The sequence below is a fragment of the Streptomyces sp. NPDC058092 genome (assembly GCF_042884935.1).
Taxonomy (GTDB): domain Bacteria; phylum Actinomycetota; class Actinomycetes; order Streptomycetales; family Streptomycetaceae; genus Streptomyces.
In genome coordinates, this window is sequence record NZ_JBHVSY010000022.1 from 89,177 (window position 1) to 113,543 (window position 24,367).

General features: G+C 71.3%; 22 protein-coding genes, 7 tRNA genes and 3 pseudogenes. 16 read left to right on the top strand and 16 right to left on the bottom strand.

What is annotated here, in order from left to right:
* Positions 1-8: 8 nt before the first annotated feature.
* The 3 genes from thrS to ACFVV1_RS30090 form a co-directional block, all read right to left on the bottom strand.
* The gene (gene thrS, locus ACFVV1_RS30080; protein ID WP_389995572.1) at positions 9-1,994 is read right to left on the bottom strand and encodes a threonine--tRNA ligase; all 1,986 of its coding nucleotides are present in this window, start codon (positions 1,992-1,994) and stop codon (positions 9-11) included.
* Between the two features lie 184 nt (positions 1,995-2,178).
* Entirely contained in the window at positions 2,179-3,441 is a 1,263-nt protein-coding gene (locus ACFVV1_RS30085; RefSeq protein ID WP_389995575.1) for a hypothetical protein, read from the bottom strand.
* The gene (locus ACFVV1_RS30090; protein WP_389995578.1) at positions 3,441-4,007 is read right to left on the bottom strand and encodes a DUF4365 domain-containing protein; all 567 of its coding nucleotides are present in this window, start codon (positions 4,005-4,007) and stop codon (positions 3,441-3,443) included. The genes ACFVV1_RS30085 and ACFVV1_RS30090 overlap by 1 nt, the downstream gene beginning before the upstream one ends.
* 206 nt (positions 4,008-4,213) lie before the next feature.
* On the opposite strand from ACFVV1_RS30090, the gene ACFVV1_RS30095 reads away from it, so the two are divergent.
* Positions 4,214-4,939, top strand: coding sequence for a 3'-5' exonuclease (locus ACFVV1_RS30095; RefSeq protein ID WP_389995581.1), 726 nt, complete (start codon positions 4,214-4,216; stop codon positions 4,937-4,939).
* 97 nt (positions 4,940-5,036) lie between these two features.
* Here the strand turns inward: ACFVV1_RS30095 and ACFVV1_RS30100 are convergent.
* Together ACFVV1_RS30100 and ACFVV1_RS30105 are read right to left on the bottom strand one after the other, a co-directional pair.
* Positions 5,037-5,108 (bottom strand) — tRNA-Val (locus tag ACFVV1_RS30100).
* A gap of 39 nt (positions 5,109-5,147) precedes the next feature.
* A complete protein-coding gene (locus ACFVV1_RS30105) occupies positions 5,148-5,594 on the bottom strand; it encodes an SRPBCC family protein (RefSeq protein ID WP_389995584.1) in 447 nt (148 codons plus the stop codon).
* An 83-nt stretch (positions 5,595-5,677) separates the two neighbouring features.
* Between ACFVV1_RS30105 and ACFVV1_RS30110 the strand changes: the two genes are divergently transcribed.
* Positions 5,678-8,245, top strand: a complete 2,568-nt coding sequence (locus ACFVV1_RS30110; protein WP_389995587.1) for an SCO7613 C-terminal domain-containing membrane protein — start codon at positions 5,678-5,680, stop codon at positions 8,243-8,245.
* A gap of 267 nt (positions 8,246-8,512) precedes the next feature.
* Here ACFVV1_RS30110 and ACFVV1_RS30115 read toward each other — a convergent pair.
* Positions 8,513-8,584: transfer RNA gene (locus ACFVV1_RS30115), tRNA-Val, on the bottom strand.
* Positions 8,585-8,638: 54 nt separating this feature from the next.
* Complete coding sequence (locus ACFVV1_RS30120) at positions 8,639-9,130, bottom strand: TIGR02611 family protein (protein WP_389995589.1); 492 nt, start codon at positions 9,128-9,130, stop codon at positions 8,639-8,641.
* 190 nt (positions 9,131-9,320) lie between these two features.
* Here ACFVV1_RS30120 and ACFVV1_RS30125 point away from each other — a divergent pair, with 190 nt between their 5' ends.
* Both ACFVV1_RS30125 and ACFVV1_RS30130 read left to right on the top strand, forming a co-directional pair.
* Positions 9,321-9,734, top strand: coding sequence for an SsgA family sporulation/cell division regulator (locus ACFVV1_RS30125; protein ID WP_003959770.1), 414 nt, complete (start codon positions 9,321-9,323; stop codon positions 9,732-9,734).
* 353 nt (positions 9,735-10,087) lie between these two features.
* Positions 10,088-10,660: a CGNR zinc finger domain-containing protein gene (locus ACFVV1_RS30130; protein WP_389995592.1), complete on the top strand. Its 573-nt coding sequence runs from the start codon at positions 10,088-10,090 to the stop codon at positions 10,658-10,660.
* A gap of 4 nt (positions 10,661-10,664) precedes the next feature.
* Here the strand turns inward: ACFVV1_RS30130 and ACFVV1_RS30135 are convergent, their stop codons facing one another.
* From ACFVV1_RS30135 to ACFVV1_RS30145, 3 genes are all read right to left on the bottom strand, one after another.
* Positions 10,665-10,820, bottom strand: a complete 156-nt coding sequence (locus ACFVV1_RS30135) for a hypothetical protein (RefSeq protein WP_389995594.1) — start codon at positions 10,818-10,820, stop codon at positions 10,665-10,667.
* Between the two features lie 342 nt (positions 10,821-11,162).
* Positions 11,163-12,182, bottom strand: coding sequence for a LacI family DNA-binding transcriptional regulator (locus ACFVV1_RS30140; protein WP_389995597.1), 1,020 nt, complete (start codon positions 12,180-12,182; stop codon positions 11,163-11,165).
* 233 nt (positions 12,183-12,415) lie between these two features.
* Positions 12,416-12,877 (bottom strand): hypothetical protein, encoded by a 462-nt coding sequence (locus tag ACFVV1_RS30145; RefSeq protein ID WP_389995600.1) that lies wholly within the window; start codon positions 12,875-12,877, stop codon positions 12,416-12,418.
* Between the two features lie 230 nt (positions 12,878-13,107).
* Between ACFVV1_RS30145 and ACFVV1_RS30150 the strand changes: the two genes are divergently transcribed.
* The gene (locus tag ACFVV1_RS30150; protein WP_389995603.1) at positions 13,108-13,623 is read left to right on the top strand and encodes a DsbA family protein; all 516 of its coding nucleotides are present in this window, start codon (positions 13,108-13,110) and stop codon (positions 13,621-13,623) included.
* 12 nt (positions 13,624-13,635) lie between these two features.
* Here the strand turns inward: ACFVV1_RS30150 and ACFVV1_RS30155 are convergent, their stop codons facing one another.
* The 3 genes from ACFVV1_RS30155 to ACFVV1_RS30165 form a co-directional block, all read right to left on the bottom strand.
* Complete coding sequence (locus tag ACFVV1_RS30155) at positions 13,636-14,472, bottom strand: GNAT family N-acetyltransferase (protein WP_389995605.1); 837 nt, start codon at positions 14,470-14,472, stop codon at positions 13,636-13,638.
* Between the two features lie 63 nt (positions 14,473-14,535).
* Positions 14,536-15,357 (bottom strand): aminotransferase class IV, encoded by an 822-nt coding sequence (locus tag ACFVV1_RS30160; RefSeq protein WP_389995607.1) that lies wholly within the window; start codon positions 15,355-15,357, stop codon positions 14,536-14,538.
* The gene (locus tag ACFVV1_RS30165) at positions 15,357-16,391 is read right to left on the bottom strand and encodes a chorismate-binding protein (RefSeq protein WP_389995722.1); all 1,035 of its coding nucleotides are present in this window, start codon (positions 16,389-16,391) and stop codon (positions 15,357-15,359) included. Before ACFVV1_RS30165 ends, ACFVV1_RS30160 begins: the two co-directional genes overlap by 1 nt.
* Before the next feature lie 163 nt (positions 16,392-16,554).
* On the opposite strand from ACFVV1_RS30165, the gene ACFVV1_RS30170 reads away from it, so the two are divergent.
* The 5 genes from ACFVV1_RS30170 to ACFVV1_RS30190 all read left to right on the top strand — a co-directional run bounded on the left by ACFVV1_RS30170 (position 16,555) and on the right by ACFVV1_RS30190 (position 16,997).
* Positions 16,555-16,627 (top strand) — tRNA-Gly (locus ACFVV1_RS30170).
* A 37-nt stretch (positions 16,628-16,664) separates the two neighbouring features.
* A tRNA-Cys gene (locus tag ACFVV1_RS30175) sits at positions 16,665-16,738 on the top strand.
* A gap of 1 nt (position 16,739) precedes the next feature.
* A tRNA-Val gene (locus ACFVV1_RS30180) sits at positions 16,740-16,811 on the top strand.
* 19 nt (positions 16,812-16,830) lie between these two features.
* Positions 16,831-16,902, top strand: a tRNA-Val gene (locus ACFVV1_RS30185).
* Positions 16,903-16,925: 23 nt separating this feature from the next.
* Positions 16,926-16,997: transfer RNA gene (locus ACFVV1_RS30190), tRNA-Val, on the top strand.
* Between the two features lie 115 nt (positions 16,998-17,112).
* On the opposite strand, the gene ACFVV1_RS30195 is transcribed toward ACFVV1_RS30190, so the two are convergent.
* The 3 genes from ACFVV1_RS30195 to ACFVV1_RS30205 all read right to left on the bottom strand — a co-directional run bounded on the left by ACFVV1_RS30195 (position 17,113) and on the right by ACFVV1_RS30205 (position 18,855).
* Positions 17,113-17,397 (bottom strand): zf-TFIIB domain-containing protein, encoded by a 285-nt coding sequence (locus ACFVV1_RS30195; protein WP_389995610.1) that lies wholly within the window; start codon positions 17,395-17,397, stop codon positions 17,113-17,115.
* Between the two features lie 68 nt (positions 17,398-17,465).
* Entirely contained in the window at positions 17,466-18,431 is a 966-nt protein-coding gene (locus ACFVV1_RS30200; RefSeq protein WP_389995612.1) for a phosphotransferase family protein, read from the bottom strand.
* A gap of 214 nt (positions 18,432-18,645) precedes the next feature.
* Entirely contained in the window at positions 18,646-18,855 is a 210-nt protein-coding gene (locus ACFVV1_RS30205; RefSeq protein ID WP_389995615.1) for a hypothetical protein, read from the bottom strand.
* Positions 18,856-19,493: 638 nt separating this feature from the next.
* Here ACFVV1_RS30205 and ACFVV1_RS30210 point away from each other — a divergent pair.
* The 6 genes and pseudogenes from ACFVV1_RS30210 to ACFVV1_RS30235 all read left to right on the top strand — a co-directional run bounded on the left by ACFVV1_RS30210 (position 19,494) and on the right by ACFVV1_RS30235 (position 24,160).
* A complete protein-coding gene (locus ACFVV1_RS30210) occupies positions 19,494-20,873 on the top strand; it encodes a protein kinase (protein WP_389995618.1) in 1,380 nt (459 codons plus the stop codon).
* Positions 20,874-20,916: 43 nt separating this feature from the next.
* Positions 20,917-21,255: pseudogene (locus ACFVV1_RS30215) on the top strand (TrmH family RNA methyltransferase); the annotation flags it as partial.
* Positions 21,252-21,656 (top strand): annotated as a pseudogene (locus ACFVV1_RS30220) (C40 family peptidase); the annotation flags it as partial. The pseudogenes ACFVV1_RS30215 and ACFVV1_RS30220, both read left to right, overlap by 4 nt.
* A gap of 88 nt (positions 21,657-21,744) precedes the next feature.
* Positions 21,745-22,052, top strand: a pseudogene (locus ACFVV1_RS30225) (DUF6112 family protein).
* Entirely contained in the window at positions 22,052-22,741 is a 690-nt protein-coding gene (locus ACFVV1_RS30230) for a hypothetical protein (protein WP_389995621.1), read from the top strand. The pseudogene ACFVV1_RS30225 and the gene ACFVV1_RS30230 overlap by 1 nt, the downstream one beginning before the upstream one ends.
* 27 nt (positions 22,742-22,768) lie before the next feature.
* The gene (locus tag ACFVV1_RS30235) at positions 22,769-24,160 is read left to right on the top strand and encodes an ATP-binding protein (protein WP_389995623.1); all 1,392 of its coding nucleotides are present in this window, start codon (positions 22,769-22,771) and stop codon (positions 24,158-24,160) included.
* Positions 24,161-24,367: the final 207 nt, after the last annotated feature.

Consider the following 24,367-nt stretch of genomic DNA (forward strand, 5'->3'; position numbering starts at 1 on the left):
GGGAACGTTCACGACTGCACCCGGCGCTCCACCACGTCGACGAGCTTCGCCAGCGCCTGGTCACGCGGAACACCGTTCTCCTGCGAGCCATCGCGGTACCGGAACGACACCGTGCCCGCGTTCATGTCCTCGTCACCAACGATGATCATGAACGGAACTTTCTGCTTCTGCGCGTTCCGGATCTTCTTCTGCATCCGGTCGGACGAGGCGTCCACCTCGACCCGCAGCCCCTTCTTCCTCGCCTCCGCCGCGAACTCCTGGAGGTACGGAATGTGCGCGTCACCGATCGGGATGCCGACCGCCTGGACCGGAGCCAGCCAGACCGGAAACGCACCCGCGTAGTGCTCCAGCAGCACGGCGAAGAAGCGCTCGATGGAGCCGAACAGAGCACGGTGGATCATGACCGGGCGCTGCTTGGTGCCGTCCGGGCCGGTGTACTCCAGGTTGAAGCGCTCCGGCAGGTTGAAGTCGAGCTGGACGGTCGACATCTGCCAGGTACGGCCGATGGCGTCGCGTGCCTGCACGGAGATCTTCGGGCCGTAGAACGCGGCGCCGCCCGGGTCCGGAACCAGCGGCAGGCCCTGCTTCTCGGCGACCTGGCGCAGCGTCTCGGTGGCCTCTTCCCACACCTCGTCGGAGCCGACGAACTTGACCGGGTCCTTGGTGGAGAGCTCCAGGTAGAAGTCGGTCAGACCGTAGTCGCGGAGCAGGTTCAGGACGAAGGTGAGCGTCTTGTCGAGCTCCTCCGCCATCTGCTCCTTGGTGCAGTAGATGTGCGCGTCGTCCTGCGTGAAGCCGCGGGCCCGGGTGAGGCCGTGCACGACGCCGGACTTCTCGTACCGGTACACGGTCCCGAACTCAAAGAGCCTCAAGGGCAGTTCACGGTACGAACGCCCGCGCGCATCGAAGATCAGGTTGTGCATCGGGCAGTTCATGGGCTTGAGGTAGTAGTCCACGCCCTCGTCGAGCTGCATGGGCGGGTACATGCCTTCGGAGTACCAGTCCAGGTGGCCGGACTTCTCGAAGAGCTTGCCCTTGGTGGCGTGCGGCGAGTAGACGAACTCGTAGCCCTCCTCCTCGTGACGCCGGCGCGAGTAGTCCTCCATGGTGCGGCGGATGATGCCGCCCTTGGGGTGGAAGACCGCGAGACCGGAGCCGATCTCGTCCGGGAAGGAGAAGAGGTCCAGCTCGTTGCCGAGCTTGCGGTGGTCGCGCTTGGCGGCCTCCTCCAGGAACTCCAGGTGCGCCTTCAGCTGGTCCTTGGTGGGCCAGGCCGTCCCGTAGATCCGCTGGAGCATGGGGTTCTTCTCGCTGCCCCGCCAGTACGCCGCGGCGTTCCGCATCAGCTTGAACGCCGGGATGAACCGGGTGGTGGGCAGGTGCGGACCTCGGCAGAGGTCCTTCCAGCACAGCTCGCCGGTCTTCGGGTCGAGGTTGTCGTAGATGGTCAGCTCGCCGCCGCCCACCTCGACATCCGCGCCGTCGCCGGCGTTCTCGACGGAGTCGGAGCCCTTGATGCCGATGAGCTCCAGCTTGTACGGCTCGTCCGCCAGTTCCTCGCGCGCGGCCTCGTCCGTCACGACCCGGCGGGAGAACCGCTGCCCCCGCTTCTGGATCTCCTGCATTCGCTTCTCGATGGCCTTGAGGTCCTCGGGAGTGAACGGCTTCTCGACGTCGAAGTCGTAGTAGAAGCCGTCCTTGACCGGCGGGCCGATGCCCAGCTTGGCCTCGGGGAAGAGCTGCTGAACGGCCTGCGCCATGACGTGCGCGGTGGAGTGCCGGAGGATGTTCAGGCCGTCCTCGGAGGAGATCTCGACGGGCTCGACGACCTCGCCGTCGGCGACGGCGTACGCGAGGTCCTTCAGCTCACCGGCGACCCGGGCGGCGACAACGGTGCGCTCGCCGGGGAAGAGCTCGGCTGCCGTAGTGCCCGTCGTCACCACGCGCTCTTCCCGCTCGGAATCGCGTTGGATGATCACACGGACGTCTGACACCGGTCTCTCCTGACTCAGGGGGTACGCACGCATGCGTGGTGCGCGTGCGATACGAATCGTACCGAGCCGCGGGCCCCCTCCGCGAAACGGTGGAGCCGCGAAGGCCCCCGGCTCCCCCGCGGGCCGCCCGCCACGCCCCCTGTTCGCCGTGCGTGTACGGCCCTGTCCGCCACGCGCACCGCCCCTATTCGCCCGTGCACGCCTCCTCGAAATAGTCGACGTTCTCCTGGAGCGACTTCATCAGCCGGTCCCGTTCCGCCTCGTCCACCTGCACGGGCACCACCTGCGCGGTCCGGGTCAGCCGCCGGAAGCCGCCGCGGCTCTCCAGCCTGCCCTCCACCCTGATCGGCAGCCCCACCAGGTGGGCGTGGCCGGCGATCCGGTACGCCTCCTCGTCCAGCTCCAGCCGTACGTGCGGCACCTCGGCGCCGGCCAGCACCCGCAGCCGTACGATTCCGGCGCCACGCGGTCCCGAGCGGCGCAGCCGGACGACCGCGCCGGTGATCCGTACCGTCACGGCGGGCTCGTTCCGAAGGTAGCGGGCTCCCGCCCGGCGCAGGGCGGGCAGGTCGCCCGGGGAGAATTCCACCGGCTCGGGACGGGCCGGGCAGCCCTCGGGGATCCCGGCGGCGGGCGCCCACTCCAGGGCGATCCCGGCCCCTTCCGAGCCCTGGACCAGCGCGATGAGGGCCTCGGTGAGTTCCCGGCCGGCTCCTGCCCCGACGGCGGTGTCGAAGGCGTCGAACCCGCCGGTGGCCCGCTGGTAGTCCACGGCTTCGCGGGTGGCGTGCAGGGCGTGGTGGAGCCGCACGGCGACGGGTCGGCCCGGTTCGACGGGGACGAACGCGGCGAGATCGCGGCCACCGGGCGCGGGCCCGACGAGGATGCCGTCGAGGGCCGCCCGGGCCCTGCGGCGGTGGCGTGCGCCGTGGTAGCCGGCGCGTGCCCGGACGGCGAGGGCTCCGGCGAGCAGGGTCTGCCGGGCGGCGCTGTGCAGTTGCTCCGCTCCCGCCCAGCCTGCTGCTCCGGCCGCTCCCCCGACGGGTTCGGGGACCTCGCGCCACCACCGGATCTCGTCGCTGGGCACGGCGAGGGAGACCAGGACCTCGCGGGCGGAGGGTGCGGCGCTGCGGGCGAGGGCGGTCAGCGCCTCGCCGAGGAGGTCCTCGCTGTCGGGGAAGGCGGTGGTGTCGGGAACGAGGAGGCTCGTACCGCCGCCGGGCGGGGCCGGTGGTCCCGGTGGGGTCCAGCGGCTGTACCGTCCGCCCGCTCCGCCGCGGCGGAGCCAGCCGTGCCGGTCGAGCAGGGCGGCGAGGACCGCGGGGTCGACCCGGGCGGGGTCGGGGATGTCCCCGGGCTGCCGGGGAGCGGTGGACCACGGTCCCACGGATTCGCCGGGGTGCGGACGTGTGGCGGAGTTGACGGACTCGTCCATCGGCCGGTGCATCAGGGTCTCCCTCCCGCCCCTACGCGGGTCATGATCTCGCAGAGCGCCCGGTCGTCGAAGATGCGCGAGGTCGGGATCCGCACGGTGGTCCGGTGCCGGCCCGTGACCGCGTGACCGGCCAGGTTGGTCCAGTAACAGCAGTGCCGAAGGTCGAGCCGGTCGTGGCCGGCGCGCAGCCACTCGTCCTGGCTGCGCGGCACGATCATCACGACGAGGATCTTGTGCACCGACACGGGGGTCCGGGCGAGCTTCACGAGATGTGCGTTGTCGAGTGTGAAGGAGAACGTCGGTCCCGCCGGGTGCGGCGGGATCTGGTAGGTGCATTTGAGCTGCACCTTTATGGTCACTTCGTCGTCCACGGCATGGCCGGGGGCGCCATGGCTGACGTGCCAGTCGATGCCGTTGTCGGGGAAGGGCTGTGACAGGGAACACCCCGCCGCGGCCGCGACCGCGTGCAAGTAGCCCACCTGGAGCGTCTCCATGCAGGCGGTGGTGGCGAGTGTGCCGCGCAGCGGTGCGATCCGCTGGGGCAGCAGCCCGCTCGGTTCGGGCTGCGCGAGCGCCATGGCTGCGTGGGCCTTCCGGGCTGTACCGATCGGTTCTTCGACGGAGAGATCTCGATGGCGGGGTGACGGACAACTTCCGTTCCCCCCACCTGTGTTGTCACCGCACGGAACGGCGCGCAAACGGCGTATCAGGCAAAGGGTGCGGGTATCACCGGACCGGGCAGGGGAATCACGCCATCTGCCGTTCGGGCACGAGGAGTTCGGGGATGACTCACTGGTACGAAGGGCCACTGGCCGCATTTGACACCGAGACAACGGGAGTGGACGTCGAGGAGGACCGGATCGTTTCGGCCGCCCTGGTCGTCCAGGACACGGCGGGCGGACGGGTGCGGGTCACCCGCTGGCTGGTGAATCCGGGGGTTCCGGTGCCCGTGGGGGCGACCGCGATCCACGGTCTGACCGACGATCATCTTCAGCGCAACGGCCGCTGGCCGGCGCCGGTGGTGGAGGAGATAGCCCGTGCGCTCGCCGAGCAGCGCGCGGCCGGCCGGCCGCTCGTCGTGATGAACGCACCGTTCGATCTGACCCTGCTGGACCGGGAGTTGAGGCGCCACCGCGCGTCTTCACTCACCCGGTATCTGCAGAACACACCGCTGTGCGTGCTGGATCCGCGCGTGCTCGACAAGCATCTGGACCGCTACCGGAAGGGGCGGCGGACCCTCACCGATCTCTGCGAGCTGTACGGGGTGGTGCTGGACGGCGCGCACGACGCGGCGGCCGATGCGGCGGCCTCGCTGGAGCTGGTACGGGCGGTGGGGCGGCGGTTCTCGTCCCGGCTGGAGCGGCTGTCCCCGCCGGAGCTGCACACGTTGCAGACCGTGTGGCATGCGGCACAGGCGCGTGGGCTGCAGGCGTGGTTCGCGAAGAACGGCACGGTCGAGGCGGTGGATCCCGCGTGGCCGCTGCGCCCGGACCTGCCCGCCGCGGCGTGATCGGACGGGTCGGGCCGATGGACACCGGCACGGCTCCCGCATCTGGACACGCAGAGGCCGGTCCGTCGATTCTGCTGACGGACCGGCCTCTTCCCGGTGGGCGATACTGGGTTCGAACCAGTGACCTCTTCGGTGTGAACGAAGCGCTCTCCCACTGAGCTAATCGCCCGGGAACGGGTTGAACCATACAGGGCTCGCGGCGTCCGGTTCAAACTCCTTCCAGCCAGGCCGTGAGGCCCCGGCGCCCGGCGCGCATCATCAGGGCGTGGTTGGCCCGGAACACGGCGCGTCCGGGCACGGCGAGGAGCCGCATCAGCCGTCGGTGCACCTCGACGTCCTGCTCGTACGTGGCGCGGCTGCCGGCGCCGTGCGCGGTGACCGTCCACCGGGCCCAGCCGACGAGGTCGCCGCCGAGGGCCGCTTCGAGGACCCGGGCCGCGGGGTCGCGGTGGCGTTCGCGGACGGTCATGACGAGGTCGTACGGGAGGAAGGAGCGGATCCGGGTGGTGCCGGTGGTGCCGTCGACCGAGGTGACCTCGCGGACCTGCGGCCACCATCGCGGGTAGTCGTCGGGGCGTCCGAGGATCTCGTACACGGTGTCGGGCGGTCCCGGCAGGTCCCAGATACTCACGAATCGGTAGTGACTCCAGTCCATGGCCCCAGTCTGCGCGTACTCAGCCGGGGAACTGAGTATCCGAGCCCATGTCCGGTCCTGTTGCTCGCGCCACACTCCCGTTCATGGAACATGTGCCGCCGCCCGCCGAGGAATTGGCGCTCCTCGATCGCGAGCTGGTCCGGCTGGATGCCCGCCGGTCCCAGTTGCTGGTTCGTCGTGCCTGGCTGGTCAGTGTGCTGGCGCAGCCCGCCGCGCGCCGCGCCGTGCCGCCCGTGCCGCCGTTCGCCGCTCCGTCCGTGCCGCCTGCGCCGGTCCGGTCGTCGGCGCCGTTCGCGGCTCCCTTCGGCCCTCCCGCCGCGCCGGCCGGGCCGCGCAGCGCGCAGAATGTGCTGCTCACCCTGGGCGGTCTGCTGCTCACGATCGCCGCGATCGCGTTCACCCTGGTCAGCTGGGGTCAGCTGGGCATCGGTGGCCGCTCGGCGGTGTTGGCGATGCTGACGGTCGCGGCGCTCTCCGCTCCGGCCGTGCTGCTGCGACGCGGGCTGCCCTCGACGGCCGAGTCGCTCGCCGCTCTGGCGTCGGTGCTGATGGTGCTGGACGCGTACGCGCTGCACCGGGTGGCGGTGCCGGAGGCCGGCGGTCCCGGTTTCGCCGCGGTCGCCTCGGCGGTGCTGGCGGTGCTCTGGAGTGCGTACGGGCTGCTGCTCGGCCGGCTTCGGCTGCCGCTGCCCCTGGCCGTGGTGACCGTGCAGCTGCCGCTGCCGCTGTGGGCGTGGTCGGCGGGTGCGGGGGCCACGGTCTTCGGCTGGGCGTTGCTGGCGACAGCAGCGCTGGACTGTGCGATCGCGGTGTGGGGCAAGGGAGTTGCGGTACGGGTGACGGCCTGCGTCTGCTGCTGGGCGACGGGCCTGCTGGGCCTGCTGGTGGGCCTGGGGCAGTCGGTGTCCGCCGATGCGGTGTCGGCCGCGGTGGCGCCGGGTGTGCTGTTGCTCGTGGGTGCGGCGGTCGCGGTGGCCGGGGCGTGGCGTGCGCCGGCGGGACTCGCGGTGGCCGGTGGGGCGGTGGCCGGGCTCAGCGGGGTGGCCGCGGTGGGCGGTGTGCCGGGTGCCGGGGTGGCCGGGGGCTGGTCGGTGCCGCTGTACCTGCTGTGCGGTGTGGTGCTGCTGGCGGCGGTGCGCGCTCCGCTGCCCCGCCCGGTCGGGAAGGGGCTGCTGTGGGCCTCGTCGGCGGTGACGGTGGGCTCGGTGCTGGCTGCGGTGCCGCCGGTCGGCCTGTCGCTGGTGGGCACGGTGTCGCAGGCGGCCCGGATGTGGTCGGGGGTGCCGGACGGCGGGGTCCGGGGCGCGTTGGGTATGGAAGGTATGGCGTGGTCCGAAATGGCTTCGGCCCCGGTGGTGCTGTTGGCGGTGGCCGCTCTGTCGGGGGCAGCGTACCGGTCGTGGGCGTCGTGGCTGCGGGTGGCCGGGCCGGGCGTCGCGCCGGGGGCGGCGTGGCGGGGTGCGGCGGGGGCCGGTGCGGTGGCGCTCGGCTGGGCGGGGTTCACCGCGTTGCCCGCGGTGCTGGGACTGTCGTATGCGGCTGCTGTGTCGGTGCAGTCGGTGCTGGTCGCCGGGGTGTTCGCGGTGACGGTGCGGGAATGGCGCCGGGGGACGGGCGGGGTGGGGCCGACCGCGCTGGTGTGCGGTCTGCTCGGTGCGGTGAGCGTGGGAATGCTGTCGCTCGCCACGGAGACCGCCACGTACGCGGTGTTCACGGTGTTGCTGGTGGTGTTCGGGGCGGCTGCGGTGCTGCTCGGCGGTGCCGCGGTCCCGGCGGCGCGGGCCTTGCCACCGCTGCCGGCCGCTCAGGCCGCGCGTGCGGCAGGGGTGTTGCGGATGGCGCAGGCGGTGCCGGCGTGCGGTGCGGTGGTGTGCGGGATGGTGCTGGCCCGTGCGGTAGGGGCGTCGTGGGGGCTCGCCGGGTATCGGGCGGCGCCGGTCATGCTGGTCGTCCCTGCGGTGACGGTATTGCTCGGGGCGCGGCTGCGGGGCCGCCCGCCGGCTCTGCCGGTCGAGCTGACCGGGGCCGTGGCGGGTGTCGTGGCCGTGGGCATGGCGGTGCCTGACCGGCCGTTCCTGGCGTTGGTGCTGGCGCTGTGCGGGGTACTGGCGGCAGGCACGGCCGTACGGGCCGAGCGCCGGCCGGTGGCCGGGTATCTGGCGACGGCGCTGTTCGTCCTGGCGGCCTGGCTGCGGTTGTCGGCTTCGGGGGTGTCGGCCCCGGAGGCGTACACCCTGCCCGTGACGGTGCCCGCTCTGGCGGTCGGTGTGCTGCGCCGGCGCCGTGATCCCGAGGCGTCGTCGTGGACGGCGTACGGGGCGGGTCTCGCGGCGACTTCGGTGCCGAGTCTCTTCGCGGCATGGGTCGATCCGTACTGGGTACGGCCGCTGCTGCTCGGTGCGGCGGCGCTGGTGATCACCCTGGCGGGCGCGCGGCTGCGGCTGCAGGCTCTGCTGCTGCTCGGTGGTGCGGTGCTGGCGCTGGACGCCGTGCACGAACTCGCGCCGTACGTGGTCCAGGTCGTCGGCGCGCTGCCGCGCTGGCTGCCGCCCGCGCTCGCCGGGGTGCTGCTGCTGGTGGTCGGGGCGACGTACGAGCAACGGCTGCGCGATGCGCGGCGCCTGAAGGACGCCCTGGGCCGGATGCGTTGACGGTGTGCCGTACAGCCGGCCCGGGGCGCCCTCGGCGCGGGCCGGCCAGCGGTCCGCGCCGAGGGGGCGCCGGCCGGGACAAGTCAGGCATCCGAAGCAGGCGACGTCAGCGATTGCGCCGCGTCTGCGGTCGAAGCGCTTCGACCGCAGACGCGCGTACCGCGCCCGCGGGCGCGACCCGCTCCGTACGGAGAACGGGTCCCTACCTGCGCGGGAAACGCAGAGGGCCCGTGAGACTCTGCGGTCTCACGGGCCCTCTGTCCCGGGTGGGCGATACTGGGTTCGAACCAGTGACCTCTTCGGTGTGAACGAAGCGCTCTCCCACTGAGCTAATCGCCCGGGCGCAGGCCAAACATTACCGCATGTCAGCAGCGCCCCATGACCATCCCCCGGTCACTCGTGGATCTTCCACGGCATGGTCACGCCGAACTTCCAGACGTAGATCCCCACAAGCACCGCGATGATCACCAGACCGGTCACGGTGAGGATGATGTTGCGCCGCCGGACCTTGGGATCGAGCGCCCGCTGGGCGGCCTCGGTGACCTTGCGCCGCGTCCAGCGCAGCACCAGCTGCGCCCAGACGAACTCGGTGGCCCAGATCGCCATGCCGCCGAAGATCACCAGCCAGCCGGGGCCGGGCAGCGGCAGCATGATGATCCCCGCGACGACCACCGCGAGGCCGGCCACGAAGACGCCGACCTGCCAGCTCAGATGCAGCGCCCGCGACGCCTTGATGAACCCGGGCGCCCGGGAACCGAGCTCCCGGTCCTCCTTCGTCACACCCTCCGTGATCTCTCCCGTCACGCTCCCCGTCACATCCCCCGCGGCGGACAACGGTTTCGCCGGTACGGCGCCCCCGTCCCGCTCGTCACTCTCCGCGTTCATGGGAGCCAACTTACCGGAACGCCCTTCGTCACCGGAATGGCCGCATAACCCAAAGTTACACACCGCTGTACGAGCTACCTGAAGGTACACAAAAAGGTCAGAGGGGTTTACAACGCCACCGTAGGTGGCATGTCGATTTCGCCGACGTGCGAATCCCCGAGCGCACACTGAGCGAAAGGCCCTGGCGCTTATGAACACCACGGTCAGCTGCGAGCTGCACCTGCGCCTCGTTGTGTCGAGCGAGTCCTCACTGCCTGTACCCGCGGGCCTGCGGTATGACACGGCCGATCCTTATGCCGTGCACGCCACCTTCCACACCGGAGCGGAGGAAACGGTCGAATGGGTTTTCGCCCGCGACCTCCTTGCCGAGGGGCTGCATCGGCCCACCGGCACCGGAGACGTCCGCGTCTGGCCTTCACGTAGTCACGGCCAGGGCGTCGTCTGCATCGCACTGAGCTCCCCAGAGGGCGAAGCCCTGCTCGAAGCCCCGGCGAGGGCCCTGGAGTCGTTCCTGAAAAGGACCGACGCCGCGGTTCCGCCAGGCACCGAGCATCGTCACTTCGATCTGGACACGGAGCTCTCACACATCCTGGCCGAGAGCTGAGCCAGGCCGAGAGCTGCACGGCGCCGTCCGACTCGGGGAGACGGCGCCGCGCGGACAACCTCATAGGGCTGACACCGACGCCGTCATCACGGAATCCACCGTGGTGACGGCGTCGGTGCGCGTTCCCGCCCACCCGTGCGGCCACGCTCCGCGCACCGGTACGCGCCCCGCAGGCCCAGCCGCCCGCCACGGCCCGGACGGGCGGCCACCGGCCCATGGATACCCACAGATGGCCGGTACGCGCTCCTCACGCCCCGCATGGGCCCTCTCGGGCCTCTGTGCGGCGGCACCGAGCCAGTAGAGTCAGCCGGCATCGGCGGGCACCCGCCCGCCGAAGGCCAGGGAGCGAAAGCGTGCTGATCCCCCACGACACCCGGATCGCCCTCGACACGGTGGTCGACCTGCTGAACACGGCGCCGGAGAGCGGGCAGCCGGAGGGCGGGCCGGTCGACGGTCTCGCCGACATCGAAGCGCTGTACGACTTCGCGCGCCGTCATCGCATCAGCGGCGTGGGCGAGCTCCACGAGAAGGACCTGCAGGCCGTACGGGACGTACGGACACGCTTCGCCGAGATCTTCGCGACGGACGACGCCCGGACCGCAGCCTCGCTCGTCAACGCCCTCGTCGCAGCCGCCGGCACCACACCGCAGCTCAGCAACCACGACGGCTACGACTGGCATGTGCACTACTTCGCACCGGACGCCTCGGTCGCCGACCACCTCGCGGCCGACTGCGGCATGGCCCTGGCGTTCATCGTGGTGGCGGGCGAGCAGGAACGGCTGCGTCGCTGCGAGGCGCCGGACTGCCGGCACGCCTTCGTCGACCTCTCCCGCAACCGCTCCCGGCGCTACTGTTCAAGCCGCACCTGCGGTAACCGTCTGCATGTGGCCGCGTACCGGGCACGCCGCAAGGAAGCGGCCGGCTGACCGTTCACAGCATGAAGAGATCATGCACCGCGGCCATCAGCAGCAGGCTGCCGATCACCGCGAGGAAGATCATCAAAGGGGGCTGGGAAAGCGCGAAGAGGCAGCCGCGCGGCTCTTCGTCAGGGGGTGCGGGGGCATCGCCCCGGGAGGTGTCCACCATCTCGAGACGATCATGACTCAGACCGGGCCCCGTTGGCGATCAACACGCGTTTTTACGCCGGGAGTTCACCCACCCCGGAGTGGGGCGCGATTCGCTCCGGCGTCCGACCATCCGCCAGATTTTCGGTACGACGGCCCCTGAACCACTCGCCGTTGACGTCGGCGCTGCACAACACCGCAGCATGCTCGCCGACTTCGAGTCCACCGGGCACTGGGCCGGGCGGCGTCCGGTGCTCCGTGGGATCGTCCCGGAGCCGCGCCATTCACCGGACTCCGGGCTCCGGGCGCGGAGTTGGGCAGGAAGCTGCGGGCGGGAATCGCGAGGAGGCGGCAGAACCCGGTCTCAGCGTGGTGTCGCGCTGGAGGCGCGCACCACGAGCTCGGGCTGGAGCACCACACTGCGGTGCTCGTGGGTACCGCCCTCGTCGTCCGCCTCCTCCAGCAGGAGCTCCGCGGCCATCCTGCCCATCACGACGGCGGGCTGACGGACCGAGGTCAGCGGTACGACAGCGGCCGCCGCGAACTCGATGTCGTCGTAGCCGACGATGGCGATGTCGTGCGGCACCCGCACGCCCGCCGCGTACAGCGACTGCAGCACACCGAGGGCGAGCAGGTCGTTGGCGCAGAACACCGCGGTCGGCCGGGGCACGAGTCCGAGCAGCCGGGCCCCCGCATCACGCCCCGCCGCCACGTCCAGACGGTCGGAGGGGATCTCGACAAGTGCCTCGGGCGGCAGTCCGGCGTCGGCGAGGGCCGACAGGGCGCCCTCGCGCCGGTCCCTGATCTGGTGGAGGTCGCCGGGGCCGCTGACGTACGCCACCGAGCGATGCCCGGCCGAGACCAGGTGACCGGCGGCGAGCGCGCCACCGCGGACATCGTCGACGGAGACCGCGCAGGTCCCCGTGCCGGACGCCACGCGGTCCACCAGCACGAAGGGGATCCGGTGCCGGCGGAACGTCTCCAGGTTGCGGCCGGTCGCGTCGGCCGGGGTGACCAGGACACCGCACACCCGCTGCTCGGCGAAGAGTCCGAGGTACTCGGCCTCCTCCGCCGGGCTCTGGCCGCTGTTGCAGACCATGACACCGAGGCCGGCCGCACGGGCCGCGCGCTCGGCGCCACGGGCCACGTCGACGAAGAACGGATTGCCCATGTCCAGGACGAGCAGTGCCATGATCCGGCTGCGGCCGGCCCTGAGCTGGCGGGCGGACTCGCTGCGCACGTACCCGAGCTCCTCGATGGCGGCCAGCACCCGGGTACGGGTCTCCGGCAGCACCGCCTCGGGCCGGTTGATCACATTGGACACGGTGCCCACGGAGACTCCGGCCTGCCGGGCCACATCCTTGATCCCTGCCACACGCGCCACTTGCCCTGCCCCACTGATGCCCTCGGCCGCACCGGTCCGCGGCGTCATCCCATCGTACGGACGCCGTCGCGGGCCACTCCGTCGTCCCGGGCCGCCTCCCCGGCAGCACCCGCCGGTCCGAATGAATTGTTTCAATCCGATCGGGACGCTAGCTCCATCGGGTACCACCGTCAAGGCAATCAGTGAATCGATTCAGTCACATCATCGCCGCACCCCCGCCGCGGTGGTGCGGGTCAGATGCCGTGCTTCTTCAGGATGGCCTCGATGTCGCTGAAGTCCTCGCCCGAGGACGCGGACTGCTTCTTCGCGGTCGTCTTCGGAGCTGCCTGCGCCCGGGTAGCCGGGAGCCCGGAGCCGAGGGAGGGCGCCGAAGCCGCCGGAGCGACGGCCCCGCCCTGCGCCGCCCGTGCGGCGGCCTTGCGTTCCTTACGGGTACCGACGCCTCGGCGCTCGATCGCGCGCGTGGTCATGAACAGCAGCCAGGCCACGGCGAGCAGCCCGAAGCCGAGCCAGACGCTCGGCTTGAAGGCGATTCCGGCGACCCAGTCCACGATCCCGGTCAGCACCAGCCCGATCGGGACCAGGGAGTAGGCGGCGATCCGGGCCGCGGCGAGGAAGCGCTTCCGGTACGCGGTGACGGCCGCGATGCCCAGGCCCGCCGCGGACACCGCTGAGCAAATGGTCTCGGCAAGCATCGGGGCCTCCAAGCACAAGGGGAAACGTCCCTTCCATCCTGCACCGCCCACCGCCCGGGCGGCCACGATCCGGGACCACATCAGGGACATTTCAGGGCCGGGATCCTCCCCAGGTGCCGATTCGGAAGCACTCCGGTCGCCCGAAGCCGGAGCGGACCGGATGGGGATGGGCGGGATGGGGATGCGGATGCGGATTGGGACGCTCGCGCGCGCCCTGGGAGACTGGCCGCATGAGCGATTCCACCGCCGCAGCGCCGGTCGTCCTCGACCTCTGGTGCGAGCTCCAGTGCCCCGACTGTCACCAGGCCCTCACCGATGTGCACGCCCTACGGGCCAAGTACGGCGACCGGCTGGAGGTGCGGCTGCGGCACTTCCCGCTGGAGAAGCACAAGCACGCCTACGCCGCCGCGCAGGCCGCCGAGGAGGCGACGGCCCAGGGCAGGGGCTGGCCGTACATCGAGGCGGTTCTCGCCCGCACCGCCGACCTCGGCCGCACCGGCGAGCCGCTGCTGATCGAGGTGGCGCGGGAAATCGGCCTGGACGCCGAGGAGATGGACACCGCCCTGATCGACGGCCGCCACATGCTGATCGTCGACGCCGACCAGGCCGAGGGCAAGGCGATCGGGGTCACCGGCACGCCGACGTATGTGCTCGGCGACGAGCGGCTGGACGGCGGCAAGAGCCAGGACGGGCTGCGCGAACGCATCGAGGAGATCGCCGACCGGCTGCTCGCCGAGCAGGGCTGAGCCGGCGGAGGGTCAGAGCGTCTTGGCCAGGTTGTACTGAGTCGTCCGGTAACCGAGCGACTCGTACAGCCGCTGGGCCGGTGTGTTGCCGGCGAAGACATGCAGCCCGAGGCGGTGGGCGCCCGCGTCCAGGGTGATGTGCTCCGCCTGCCACATCAGGGCACGTCCGTAGCTTCGGCCCCGGTACTCCTCGTCCACTTCGACGTCGAAGACGTATCCGGCCTTTTCGCCCGGGCTTTCTTCGCTCACCGACACCCACACATGGCCGACGACCGCGTCCTCGTGAACGAGGACGCGGAAATGCATGCCCACGGTGTCGATGCCGTCCGGCAGGTTTCGGGCATGGTCGGTGCGGGACTTCTCCATGGCCTGCTCGGCCGGGATGCCCTGGTTCACCCAGGACTGCGCGTACGTGTCGACGCTGGTGCGCTGCCAGCGCGCGAACTCCTCGGCACTCATCTGCCGGGCGACGACACCGTCCGGCAGCGCCGGAGCCGTCCGGTCGAGTTCCTTGAGCATGTTCCGGCCGCGTTCGGTGTAGCCGAGCGCGGCCGCCAGGCCCTGCGCTCCCTCGTTGCCCTCGGGTGCCGCCAGGCGCACCTGGGTGCAGCCCCAGCCACGCAGCACCTCTTCGGCCGCCAGCGCCGCGATGGTGCCGCGGCCGCGCCTGCGGCGGGATTCGTCGACGCTCAGGGAACGCAGCACGCCGACCGAGGCACCGAACCGCGGATCCGTGCCGATCTCGACGGCGCCGACGGGCCGCCCGTTGTCGCACACGTCGTACGCGCGGCTCTTCGCGCCGTCGGCGCCTTGCTGGATCGGCCCGGTCGGCCGGAGGGTCGTAGTCATCGGAGTTGTTCTATCCGCTGGGCCCCGGCCCGTCACCCGGTTTTACGGAGTCGAGGTGCGGTTCTACGGGTCGAGGTCGTTCCCGGCCCGCTCGTCGAAGATCCGCATGGCCTTGGCGGTCACCGGTCCGGGCCCGCCGGGCAGTTCCCGGTCGTCCACCCGGTGGACGGCCTGCACATCACGCAGGGTGGAGGTCAGGAAGATCTCCTCGGCCCGTTCCAGGACATCGAACGGCAGGTCGGTCTCCTGGGCCCCCGTCCACTCCACGGCCAGTGCGCGGGTGATCCCGGCGAGGCAGCCGGAGGCGACCGGCGGGGTGTGCACCTGCCCGTCGAGCACGACGAAGACATTGGACCCGGTGCCTTCGCAGAGCCGTCCGACCGTGTTGGCAAAGAGCGCCTCGGACGCACCGTGCTCATGCGCGTGGGCGAGGGCGACGACGTTCTCGGCGTACGAGGTGGTCTTCAGCCCGGCGAGCGCACCGCGTTCGTTGCGCGTCCAGGGGACGGTGATCACGGCGGTGGTGTCGGGACGGCGGCGCGCCTCCCCGAGGGCGACGACGAGGCCGGGACCGGCGTCGCCGCGGTCGGAGCCGAGCGGGGAGAGCCCTCCCGTGTAGGTGATGCGCAGCCGGCCGAGCGCCATCGGGTTGGCGTCGATGACGGCGGCGCAGGCGCGGCGCACCTCGTCGAGGTCGGGCGCGGGGAGGCCGAGGCCGCGGGCCGAGCGGGTCAGCCGGTCGAGGTGGCGGGTGAGGGCGAAGGGCCTGCCGTCGACGGTCTTGACCGTCTCGAAGATGCCGTCCCCCACAGTGAGTCCGTGGTCGAGTACGGACACCCGGGCGTCGTCGGCGTCCCGCAGTTCGCCGTTGACCCAAATCCTCATCACGCGGTCCTTCCAGTCGCTTCGTGAGCGCCCGACGCTACAGCGAGCAGCCGGGAGGCCTTCAGTTCGGTCTCGTCCCATTCGCGTTCCGGGTCGGAGCCCCAGGTGATGCCGGCCCCGGTACCGAAGCGAAGGACCGGGGCGGCTGCGGTCCGGTCGATCCAGAACGTACGTATGCCGACGGCCAGGGAGGCGGTGCGGCGGTCGGCGTCGACCCAGCCGATGCCGCCGCAGTAGGGCCCACGCGGTGCGGTCTCCAGTTCCTCGATGATCCTGAGAGCGCTGGACTTGGGTGCTCCGGTGACGGAGCCGGGCGGAAACGCGGCGTCGAGGAGTTCGGGCCAGCCGGCCCCCTCGGCGAGCTCCCCGCGCACGGTGGAGACGAGGTGGACGAGCCCGGGGTGCTTCTCCACCACGCAGAGGTCGGGGACCGTGACCGATCCGGTGGCGCAGACCCGCCCGAGGTCGTTGCGGACCAGGTCGACGATCATCACGTTCTCGGCGTGGTCCTTCTCCAGCAGATCGTCCTCGGTCCGCCCGGTGCCCTTGATCGGTCCGGACTCGATGGTCCGGCCGTCCCGCTTCAGGAAGAGTTCCGGGGACGCGGTGGCGATCTCCACGCCGTGCGCGGGCAGCCGGATCGTTCCTGCGTAAGGGGCGGGGTTGCCACGCGCGAGCAGCGCGGTGAGCGCGTCCACGTCCGAGGCGGCCGGGTCGGGCAGTGGAGCGGTCATCACCCGGCAGAGGTTGGCCTGGTAGACCTCGCCGGCCGCGATGTACTCGCGGATCCGCCGTACGCCCGCGATGTACGCGGCACGGTCCAGGGACGAGTTCCAGTCACCGGCCGCGGGCCCGCGCCAGCCGCCGCGCACCGGGGCGGCCGCCGCCTCCGTACGTACGGAGGCGAAGCGGGCGCAGACGAGGCGCCCCTCGAAATCGGCGGACACGGCCCAGAAGCCGGACGAGTCGAGGGCGGTGGGATCACTGGTCACGTCCTGCAGTTCGGACGCGACGAGGCCGCCGAAGCGGGCCATCGGAGCGAGGTCGTGCACGCCGTTGAGTCTAGGGCGGCGCACGACGACCTGCGCCGGGGCGAACGCACCTCAGCACGCTGCACAAACGCGTTTTTGTACTGGCCCGGGAATCCGCTAGAGTTCAACACGTCGCCGGGACGCGCAAGCGGGCCGGAAAAGACAAGCGGACGTAGCTCAGTTGGTAGAGCGCAACCTTGCCAAGGTTGAGGTCGCCAGTTCGAACCTGGTCGTCCGCTCGCAGAAAGTGGGGGATCTTCCCGAACCCCCACTCCTGGTGGAGTGGCCGAGAGGCGAGGCAACGGCCTGCAAAGCCGTCTACACGGGTTCAAATCCCGTCTCCACCTCCAAGGACGATTAGCTCAGCGGGAGAGCGCTTCCCTGACACGGAAGAGGTCACTGGTTCAATCCCAGTATCGTCCACCGGTCCGCAAGGATCCCCGCGCGATTAGCTCAGCGGGAGAGCGCTTCCCTGACACGGAAGAGGTCACTGGTTCAATCCCAGTATCGCGCACGCAGTACACACAGGTTCACCCTGCGCGATTAGCTCAGCGGGAGAGCGCTTCCCTGACACGGAAGAGGTCACTGGTTCAATCCCAGTATCGCGCACACAGCACAAGCCCCGGTCGTCTCCGCGACCGGGGCTTTGTCGTCTCCTCGGTGAGCAGCGGTGCGTGCAGCGGCGGGCCCGGACTTCTACCGTCCGGGCCCGCCGTGCGTTCGCTCAGGACGAGAAGAGCATGCGGCCGAAGCTCTTGTGCCGGTAGTGACCGCCGTGGTGGCCGCCGTGGTGCTGAGGAGCGCCCCAGGCGGGCGCCGGGGCGGCCGGGTAGGCCTGCGGGGCGGGCGGTGCGGGCGGGGCCTGCTGCGTCCACTGCGCCTCGATGCGGGTCAGGGTCTCCAGCTCGCCGTAGTCGAGGAAGATCCCCCGGCAGCCGCTGCACTGCTCGATCTGTATGCCATTGCGGTTGTACGCCTGCATCTGTGCGTGGCACTTGGGACACTGCATGGTTCGGCTCACTCCTCGCCGTCGGGTCGCCGTCCCCGGAATGCATGCCCGGCGACGGTCGGTTCAGCCTACGACGAGTGCTCGGCGGCCAACTCGGATTGGAGGGAGGCAATTCGGGCACAGGCATCGATCATCGCCTGCTCCACTTCATCCGGACTCCGGCCCTCCGCCGCGGACTTGGCGAGTGCGAGCGCCGCGGTCTGCACGGTCAGGGCGCGGGCCGGGACGTCCAGTTCGGGCCAGGGGTCACCCTCGGCCCGTACGGCGGGTCCGCCCGCCGCCCGGTAGGCGTCCAGGAAGCGGAGCCAGACATCGGGGGGCAGCAGCCCGGCCGCGTACCAGGCGGCGGGGCGGGCGAGGTCCCAGGCGGGGTCGCCGAGGCCCGTGTCGTCGATGTCGATGAGCAGCCAGGGGCCGTGCGGCGCGGGGTGGCGGACGAGTTGGCCGAGGTGCAGATCGCCGTGGCAGAGGAAGCCCGAGCGGTGCGGGGGCGCGGCGGCTTCGTCGCGGGCCCAGGCCGGCAGGCGGCGCCAGGCTTCGAGTACGGGGGCGGTGGCCGGTTCGCCGGGCCGGGCGGCGCGCATCCGGGCAACGGCGAGCGCGGCCTTGGCGGGGCCCCGCATGGGCGGGAGCGGGACGGTGGGCGGGGTCCGGTGCAGTCCGGCGAGCAGGACGGCGGCCTCTTCCCAGGGGGCGGCGTCGGGGTCGTCGGGATCGACGGGCCGGCCGTGGGGCCACAGGGTGACGGGGCGGCCGTGGAGCGGGGTGGCGGAGGTGGCGGGCCGGGGCCGCAGGGGAGCGAGCAGGATGCCGGTCAGGCGGGAGTCGTTCGCGAGGGTCAGGCGGGTCAGCAGATCGGGGGTGTCCGTGCCGGGGGCGTGTGCCTTGGCGACGACGGGCCCGCTGCGGACCACCGTGCCGTCCGCACGGTCCGCGAGCACGGCCGGTGGCGGGCAGGCGCAGTCGGCCGAGGGTCCGGTGTGGGCGGCCCGGTGGGCGAGGGCGCCCAGCGCGCGTACGACTGCGGTGGTCACGGTCTCCCCCGGTGGCGGGCAGGTGCGGGCGGGCCGGTCCGCGCCGGGCCCGTCGACGAGCGTACGCGCGCCGCGGAAAGGTCCCGGACAGCGCGATGTCCGGTCAGCTCCCCAGCTGACCGGACAAACGCTGCCGTCCGCCGCACCCCCGTCCCCACGGGGTTGTTGGCCGGATGTCCCGGTCCGGACCGCTCTTCCGGACCCGGGGCGCCGCTCAGCGCCCCAGCATCACGCCCACGGACGACGCCTGTGTGACCACTGCGTCCCAGCCGCCGAAGACGACTACGAGCAGGGCCGCCAGGGGAAGAACCATCGCCGTCGCCACCAGTGGGTGGCGCGTACCGGACGACGGGCGGCTGCCGAACGCGGCATGGGTCCTGCGTCCTCGCGTGCGGATCATGGTCCGCGTTGCCGTGTCCGCCATGGTTCCTCTCCTGACCGGATGTGCAGCGGCGGGCATGTGACCTCGGGGGACGAGTGCTGCGCCCGCCGCTTGACCTCAACATTAGGGAAGCGGAGGGCGCACGACGTCATGCCCTCGTACCGAATGCCGGGCCTCCCGGAGGATGAGCCGTGGGTAGCCGACGTACTCCCCTGGGTGGAGATTTGGCGCCTGATCCCGGGGTCGTCCCGGAGGGGTGCCCGGAATGTTGCGGATCAGGTGGGCGGACGGGGTACCGCGGCCGGTCGCCGCCGAGGGCCCGGACGAGGCCGTCGGCAGGTCGGGCGACGACCGTGACTTCACTCACTCGCCCGCGTCCCGGCTCCCGGCGGCGGGCCGGTGCCGCGTCGCCCCCGGTCGGCGCGGTCCTGGCCGGGTCGGTGTGCCGCGCCGCCCCGTCGGGGCCGTGGCCCTCATGGCACCAACCTCTCGTCACCGCAACCGGTTTGAGCATCCGGCGCCGTCCGGTGCACGAACGGCCGCGCCCCCACACCCCGTCATGCGCCGTGCTGCGCACCGACAATCGATCGGCGGGCGAGGGCGCGGCCTCTGAGCACCCCGGGCGCCGGGTACGTAAGCTGTGCCTCGTCAGGCGTACCAGGCAGCGGGGATGGGCAGACATGGCGATGATGCGGCTCCGGCGCGAGGACCCGCGTGTCGTCGGCTCGTTCAGGCTGCACCGGCGGCTCGGAGCGGGCGGCATGGGTGTCGTCTACCTCGGTTCGGACCGGCGGGGCCAGCGGGTGGCCCTGAAGGTGATCCGCCCGGATCTGGCGGAGGACCAGGAATTCCGCTCGCGGTTCGCGCGCGAGGTGTCCGCCGCACGGCGGATCCGCGGCGGCTGTACGGCACGCCTGGTGGCCGCCGACCTGGAGGCGGACCGCCCATGGTTCGCCACGCAGTACGTCCCGGGGCCCTCGCTGCACGACAAGGTGGCCGAGGAGGGTCCGCTGTCGGCGGCCGAGGTGGCCTCGATCGGGGCGGCGCTCTCCGAGGGGCTGGTGGCGGTGCACGAGGCCGGTGTCGTCCACCGCGACCTGAAGCCGTCGAACATCCTCCTCTCCCCCAAGGGCCCCCGGATCATCGACTTCGGGATCGCCTGGGCGACCGGGGCGTCCACCCTCACCCATGTCGGTACGGCGGTGGGCTCGCCGGGATTCCTGGCTCCCGAACAGGTACGCGGCGCGGCGGTGACGCCCGCGACGGACGTGTTCTCACTCGGTGCCACGCTGGCGTACGCCGCGATGGCCGACTCGCCTTTCGGGCACGGCAGTTCCGAGGTGATGCTGTACCGCGTGGTGCACGAGGAACCTCAGTTGTACGACGTGCACGACGCGCTCGCGCCGCTGGTGAGCGCCTGCCTGGCGAAGGACCCCGAGGAGCGGCCGAGCACGCTCCAACTCTCCATGCGGCTCAAGGAGATCGCGGCACGGGAGGCGCAGGGTCTGCACGAGAGCCGTCCGCCCGTCCAGCGTTCGGCACAGGAGCTGGACCGCCCGACCGGCCGGATGGACGGCCCGTACACCGAGCAGCAGACCCGGCGTACGGCTCCTCCGGCGCCCCGCCAGCAGAAGCAACCGCAGAGCGGCCGGCAGGCCACGTCGTCGCGAGCCGGGTCGCCCCGTACCGGTGGTTCACGCCCTCGGCAGCATCAGCCGCCGCGCAACACGACACGGTCCGGCAAGCGCTCGCAGAGCACGAACGGGACGAACGGCCGGCCGGGAACGCGCCCCGGGGCCCGCAAGACGTCGGCCGGGCGGCGTCCCGCCAATCCGCGGCTGCTGCGGCAGCGGCTCGTCGTCTTCGTCGTGGTGACGCTGCTGGTGGCGCTGGGCATCGCGGCGGCACAGGGCTGCCAGGGTCCGGCCCGCGGGCTGGGCACGGACCGCCCCCGGGGCCAGGCGCAGAGCCAGGGTGCGGCAGGGGCCCAGGCGCAGGGTCTGAATGAGGCGCAGAGTGGGAGTCCGGGGCTTCGTTATGGAAGTCCGGGACTTCGGTAGCCGGTCAGCTCTGCGGGCGGCCCGATGCCACGGCGTAGAACGCGGGCGCTCGGTCAAGGTCTCGATGGGCGCGGTCTTCTCCGTCCCCTACGCCCGTCTCGACACCTGGCCCAAGGCCCTGGAGACCGTACGGGAAGCGGGTTTCGAACTCCTCGCGCTGACCCCGGACGAAAAGGCCAGCAGCATCGACGAGGCGGCACCGCACCGGATGGACAAGGTGGCGCTGATGCTCGGTGCCGAGGGCGACGGGCTGTCCACCCAGGCTCTGGTCGCCGCCGACGAATGGGTGCGCATCCCGATGGCGCACGGCGTCGACTCGCTGAACGTGGGAGCCGCCGCCGCGGTCTCCGGTGAGAGCAGCACGGCGTCCATGCCGAGGGCGCGGTGCCTGACGGGTACGAGATCCCCGCGGACGCTCCGCGAGAGGTCCAGACGGCGGTCCGCTGGGCGCTCGGCCAGCTCGACACCCCGTATCAGTGGGGTGGGAGCTGCACCGATTCCCATGGGCCGGACCCCATGGGCCGGTGCGACTGCTCCTCGCTGATGCAGCAGGCGTACAAGGCTGCCGGGGTCACCCTGACTCGGACGACGTACACGCAGGTCAAGGACGGCAAGTCGGTATCGGTCGACGCTCTTCGGCCAGGTGACCTCCTCTTCACCGAAGGGACAGCCAACACTCCGGAGCATGTCGGCATGCTCATCGGCCAGGGCCTGATCATCCACGCGCCGCGCACTGGTGACGTGGTCCGCGTCACAACCCTCGCGGCCCGCCGAGTCGCCTGACCTGCCTTTCCTTCGCCCTCTTCCTCCTCGCACCGCCGCTCCGCCCGCTCGGGCTTTGGCACGCATTGAATCGAACTGGAGTTCTTACATGTATCTCGCTGACAAGGTCGTCCAGCTCGCCTACGACCCCGGGATCAAGCCGAACGAGGGCGGGCTGCCCGGCCTCGCCGTCCTCAAGCAGGTGATAGCTCCATCAACCTCTTCGGCATCATCGCCGTGGTCGGCGCGCTCGCCGTCAGTGCGGGCGTGTGGGCGTGGGGCCACCACTCCGGCGGCCACCAGGCCGAGGCCAACGGCAAGAAGGGTGTGCTGGTCAGCGCCGGTGCGGCGCTCCTGTTGGGTGCCGCGAACGGAGTGGTGGCGTTCTTCAGCACGCTGGGGACGCAGGTCCGCTGATGTCTTCCCGTTTCTCGACCCCCGGCGGCGCATCGAGCGTGCGCCGCCGGGCGCTGCTCGGCACCGCTGTCCTGGTGGTGCTCGTCGCCCTGGCCGGTCTGGCCGCCTACCTCACCCGCGACGGCAGGGAACCCACCAAGCCCTCTGCGGCGCAGGCGACTTCGGCTTCCCCTTCTGCCCCGGCCGTCTCACCGTCCGGGTCGCCGTCGCCGAGCGCACGCTCCGCCGCCCTCCCGGTCCCGCCGGACACGCACGATCCGATCGCGTTCGGGAAAGCAGCCGCCACAGCTCTGTGGTCCTACGACACCCGTGCGTACTCCCAGGCGGAGTTGCTGGCCTCTCTGCACGGGTGGCTGACCGCCGAGAGCAAGTACGCCGACCCTGACTCGGTCGACGCGGTCGTTCCCTCGCCCGTGCTGTGGAAGAACATGGCCGCCAACGGCCAGTTCGCCACCGCGACCGTGAACGAGGGGCACTTCCCGGACGCGTTCACCCAGGCCCTTCAGGCGAATCCCGGAACAATCACGCAGGCGTACGTCTACGCCGTGACCGTCTCCGGTAAGCAGTCGATCGCCTGGAACGGCTCGCCCGCCGGCGGTGCGGAGAACCGCGTCACCACCCTCGCGGTCCAGTGCCGACCCAACCATTCTTGCGCCTTGGCCGGCGCCATGCCGTCCGTCGCGCCCTGATCCCCAGCCCGGAAAGGAGGTACCACCATGGGAGTCTGCGACTTTCCGCTGATGGACAAGGTCTGCGGCGCTGTCGACTTCGCCACCAACCCCGCCGGGGCCGTCACCGACGGCATCGGAGCATGGATCGCGAAGTCCATGGGTGAACTGGCCGCCAGCGCGGCCGACCTCGCCGCCAGGACCGTCAACGCCACTACCGCAATCGATCTCAACGCGTCGTGGTTCAGGGAGAACTACGAACTGCTGCTGCCCATCGGGCTCGCACTGACCGTCGGCACGTTCTGCATCCAGTTGATGCTCGCGGCCTGGCGACGCGACGAGCGGGCCTTGGCCCAGGCCGCGATGGGCACCATGACCGGTGTCCTGTTCAGCTTCTGTGCCATCGCCTTCACCTCCGTCGCCATCACCGTGGTCGACGCCTTGTCCGACGGCCTGTTCCAAGCGGCCAACAGCTCGGTCGACGACGCGATCCGCCGGGTGGTGAAGGTCACCGAGTTGGGGGCCATGTACGGCCTCGGCTGGGGAGTCCCAGCCATGGTCGCCCTCGGATGCGCGATCGGCGCGTTCCTGTACTGGGGCGTCATGGTCGCGCGCAAGGTGGGCGTCCTCGTCATGGTCTCCCTCGCTGTCTTCGCCGGAGCCGGCGGAGGTTGGGAGGCCGCCAAGCGATGGCGGCGTGGCTGGATCGAGGCCACCGCGACCCTGGTCGTCTCGAAGCTGTTGATGACCGTGGTCTTCCTCATCGGCGTCTCGGCGATGGGTAAGTCGGATAGCCACGACGGCATGGCCGCCCTGTCCGACGCGATGGCCGGCATCGTCGTGATGGTCCTGGTCCTGCTGTGCCCGTACGCGACGTACAAGTTCGTCCACTGGGCGAGCGATGGCGGCGGACATGACGACCTGCACCGCACCGGCGTCGCCGGCATGGCGGTCGCCGCAGGGGCCGCGAAGACCGCGGGCAGCATGGCGATGCGGGCCGGCACCGGCGCCGGCGCCCCTTCGCCTCAGGGCCCGAGCCAGGTCCCCGGCGCAGGCACCGGCGGTGTCGCTTCCGGCATCAACCCCGCCGGTGGCAACCTCAGCAAGGAAGGCATCGACTCCGGCCCGCCCAAGCCGCAGACCAACTTCCGCTACGGCGAGGACCCGAACGCCTCCGGCGACAAGGGCCGCGCCCTGATCCAGCGCCCCGGCATCCCTCCGCTCATCACCCGGCCCAGCGAGGGCGAAACGGAGGATGCCGAAGGAGCCGCCCCGAGCGATCAGTTCGCCGGCGTGTCGGCTCCGGTCAGCAGCTTCTCCCACGCTGGTGTCGCGCCGCCCGCTCACCCTGCACCCGGGGGAACGAGCAGCCCTTCCGCACCGTCGCTGTTGTCCACGGGGCCGTCGGCAGCAGGCTCCCCGACGCCGACGAGCGGTTGACTGACCTGCGACCCCCGCCCGCCCACAATCCGAAGGACTCGGAGAACCCGACCATTGCGCCGGGACTCCACCATGCCCAGGCAACAGAAGCGCCTCGACCACCCAGCAGTTGATGATCAACGCAGCCGCCTCAGCCCAACCGAAACGGCGAGGCTAGTCACCACAATGATCACGAACCCCCGTGCCTGCACCGCTACCCGCCCCTAC

Coding starts and splice junctions, on each gene's coding strand:
- ACFVV1_RS30085 (WP_389995575.1), bottom strand. CDS start 3,441: ATGCACCGGCCGATGGACGAGTCCGTCAACTCCGCCACACGTCCGCAC.
- ACFVV1_RS30090 (WP_389995578.1), bottom strand. CDS start 4,007: ATGGCGCTCGCGCAGCCCGAACCGAGCGGGCTGCTGCCCCAGCGGATC.
- ACFVV1_RS30095 (WP_389995581.1), top strand. CDS start 4,214: ATGACTCACTGGTACGAAGGGCCACTGGCCGCATTTGACACCGAGACA.
- ACFVV1_RS30105 (WP_389995584.1), bottom strand. CDS start 5,594: ATGGACTGGAGTCACTACCGATTCGTGAGTATCTGGGACCTGCCGGGA.
- ACFVV1_RS30110 (WP_389995587.1), top strand. CDS start 5,678: ATGGAACATGTGCCGCCGCCCGCCGAGGAATTGGCGCTCCTCGATCGC.
- ACFVV1_RS30120 (WP_389995589.1), bottom strand. CDS start 9,130: ATGAACGCGGAGAGTGACGAGCGGGACGGGGGCGCCGTACCGGCGAAA.
- ACFVV1_RS30125 (WP_003959770.1), top strand. CDS start 9,321: ATGAACACCACGGTCAGCTGCGAGCTGCACCTGCGCCTCGTTGTGTCG.
- ACFVV1_RS30135 (WP_389995594.1), bottom strand. CDS start 10,820: ATGGTGGACACCTCCCGGGGCGATGCCCCCGCACCCCCTGACGAAGAG.
- ACFVV1_RS30145 (WP_389995600.1), bottom strand. CDS start 12,877: ATGCTTGCCGAGACCATTTGCTCAGCGGTGTCCGCGGCGGGCCTGGGC.
- ACFVV1_RS30150 (WP_389995603.1), top strand. CDS start 13,108: ATGAGCGATTCCACCGCCGCAGCGCCGGTCGTCCTCGACCTCTGGTGC.
- ACFVV1_RS30155 (WP_389995605.1), bottom strand. CDS start 14,472: ATGACTACGACCCTCCGGCCGACCGGGCCGATCCAGCAAGGCGCCGAC.
- ACFVV1_RS30160 (WP_389995607.1), bottom strand. CDS start 15,357: ATGAGGATTTGGGTCAACGGCGAACTGCGGGACGCCGACGACGCCCGG.
- ACFVV1_RS30165 (WP_389995722.1), bottom strand. CDS start 16,391: ATGGCCCGCTTCGGCGGCCTCGTCGCGTCCGAACTGCAGGACGTGACC.
- ACFVV1_RS30195 (WP_389995610.1), bottom strand. CDS start 17,397: ATGCAGTGTCCCAAGTGCCACGCACAGATGCAGGCGTACAACCGCAAT.
- ACFVV1_RS30205 (WP_389995615.1), bottom strand. CDS start 18,855: ATGGCGGACACGGCAACGCGGACCATGATCCGCACGCGAGGACGCAGG.
- ACFVV1_RS30210 (WP_389995618.1), top strand. CDS start 19,494: ATGGCGATGATGCGGCTCCGGCGCGAGGACCCGCGTGTCGTCGGCTCG.
- ACFVV1_RS30230 (WP_389995621.1), top strand. CDS start 22,052: ATGTCTTCCCGTTTCTCGACCCCCGGCGGCGCATCGAGCGTGCGCCGC.
- ACFVV1_RS30235 (WP_389995623.1), top strand. CDS start 22,769: ATGGGAGTCTGCGACTTTCCGCTGATGGACAAGGTCTGCGGCGCTGTC.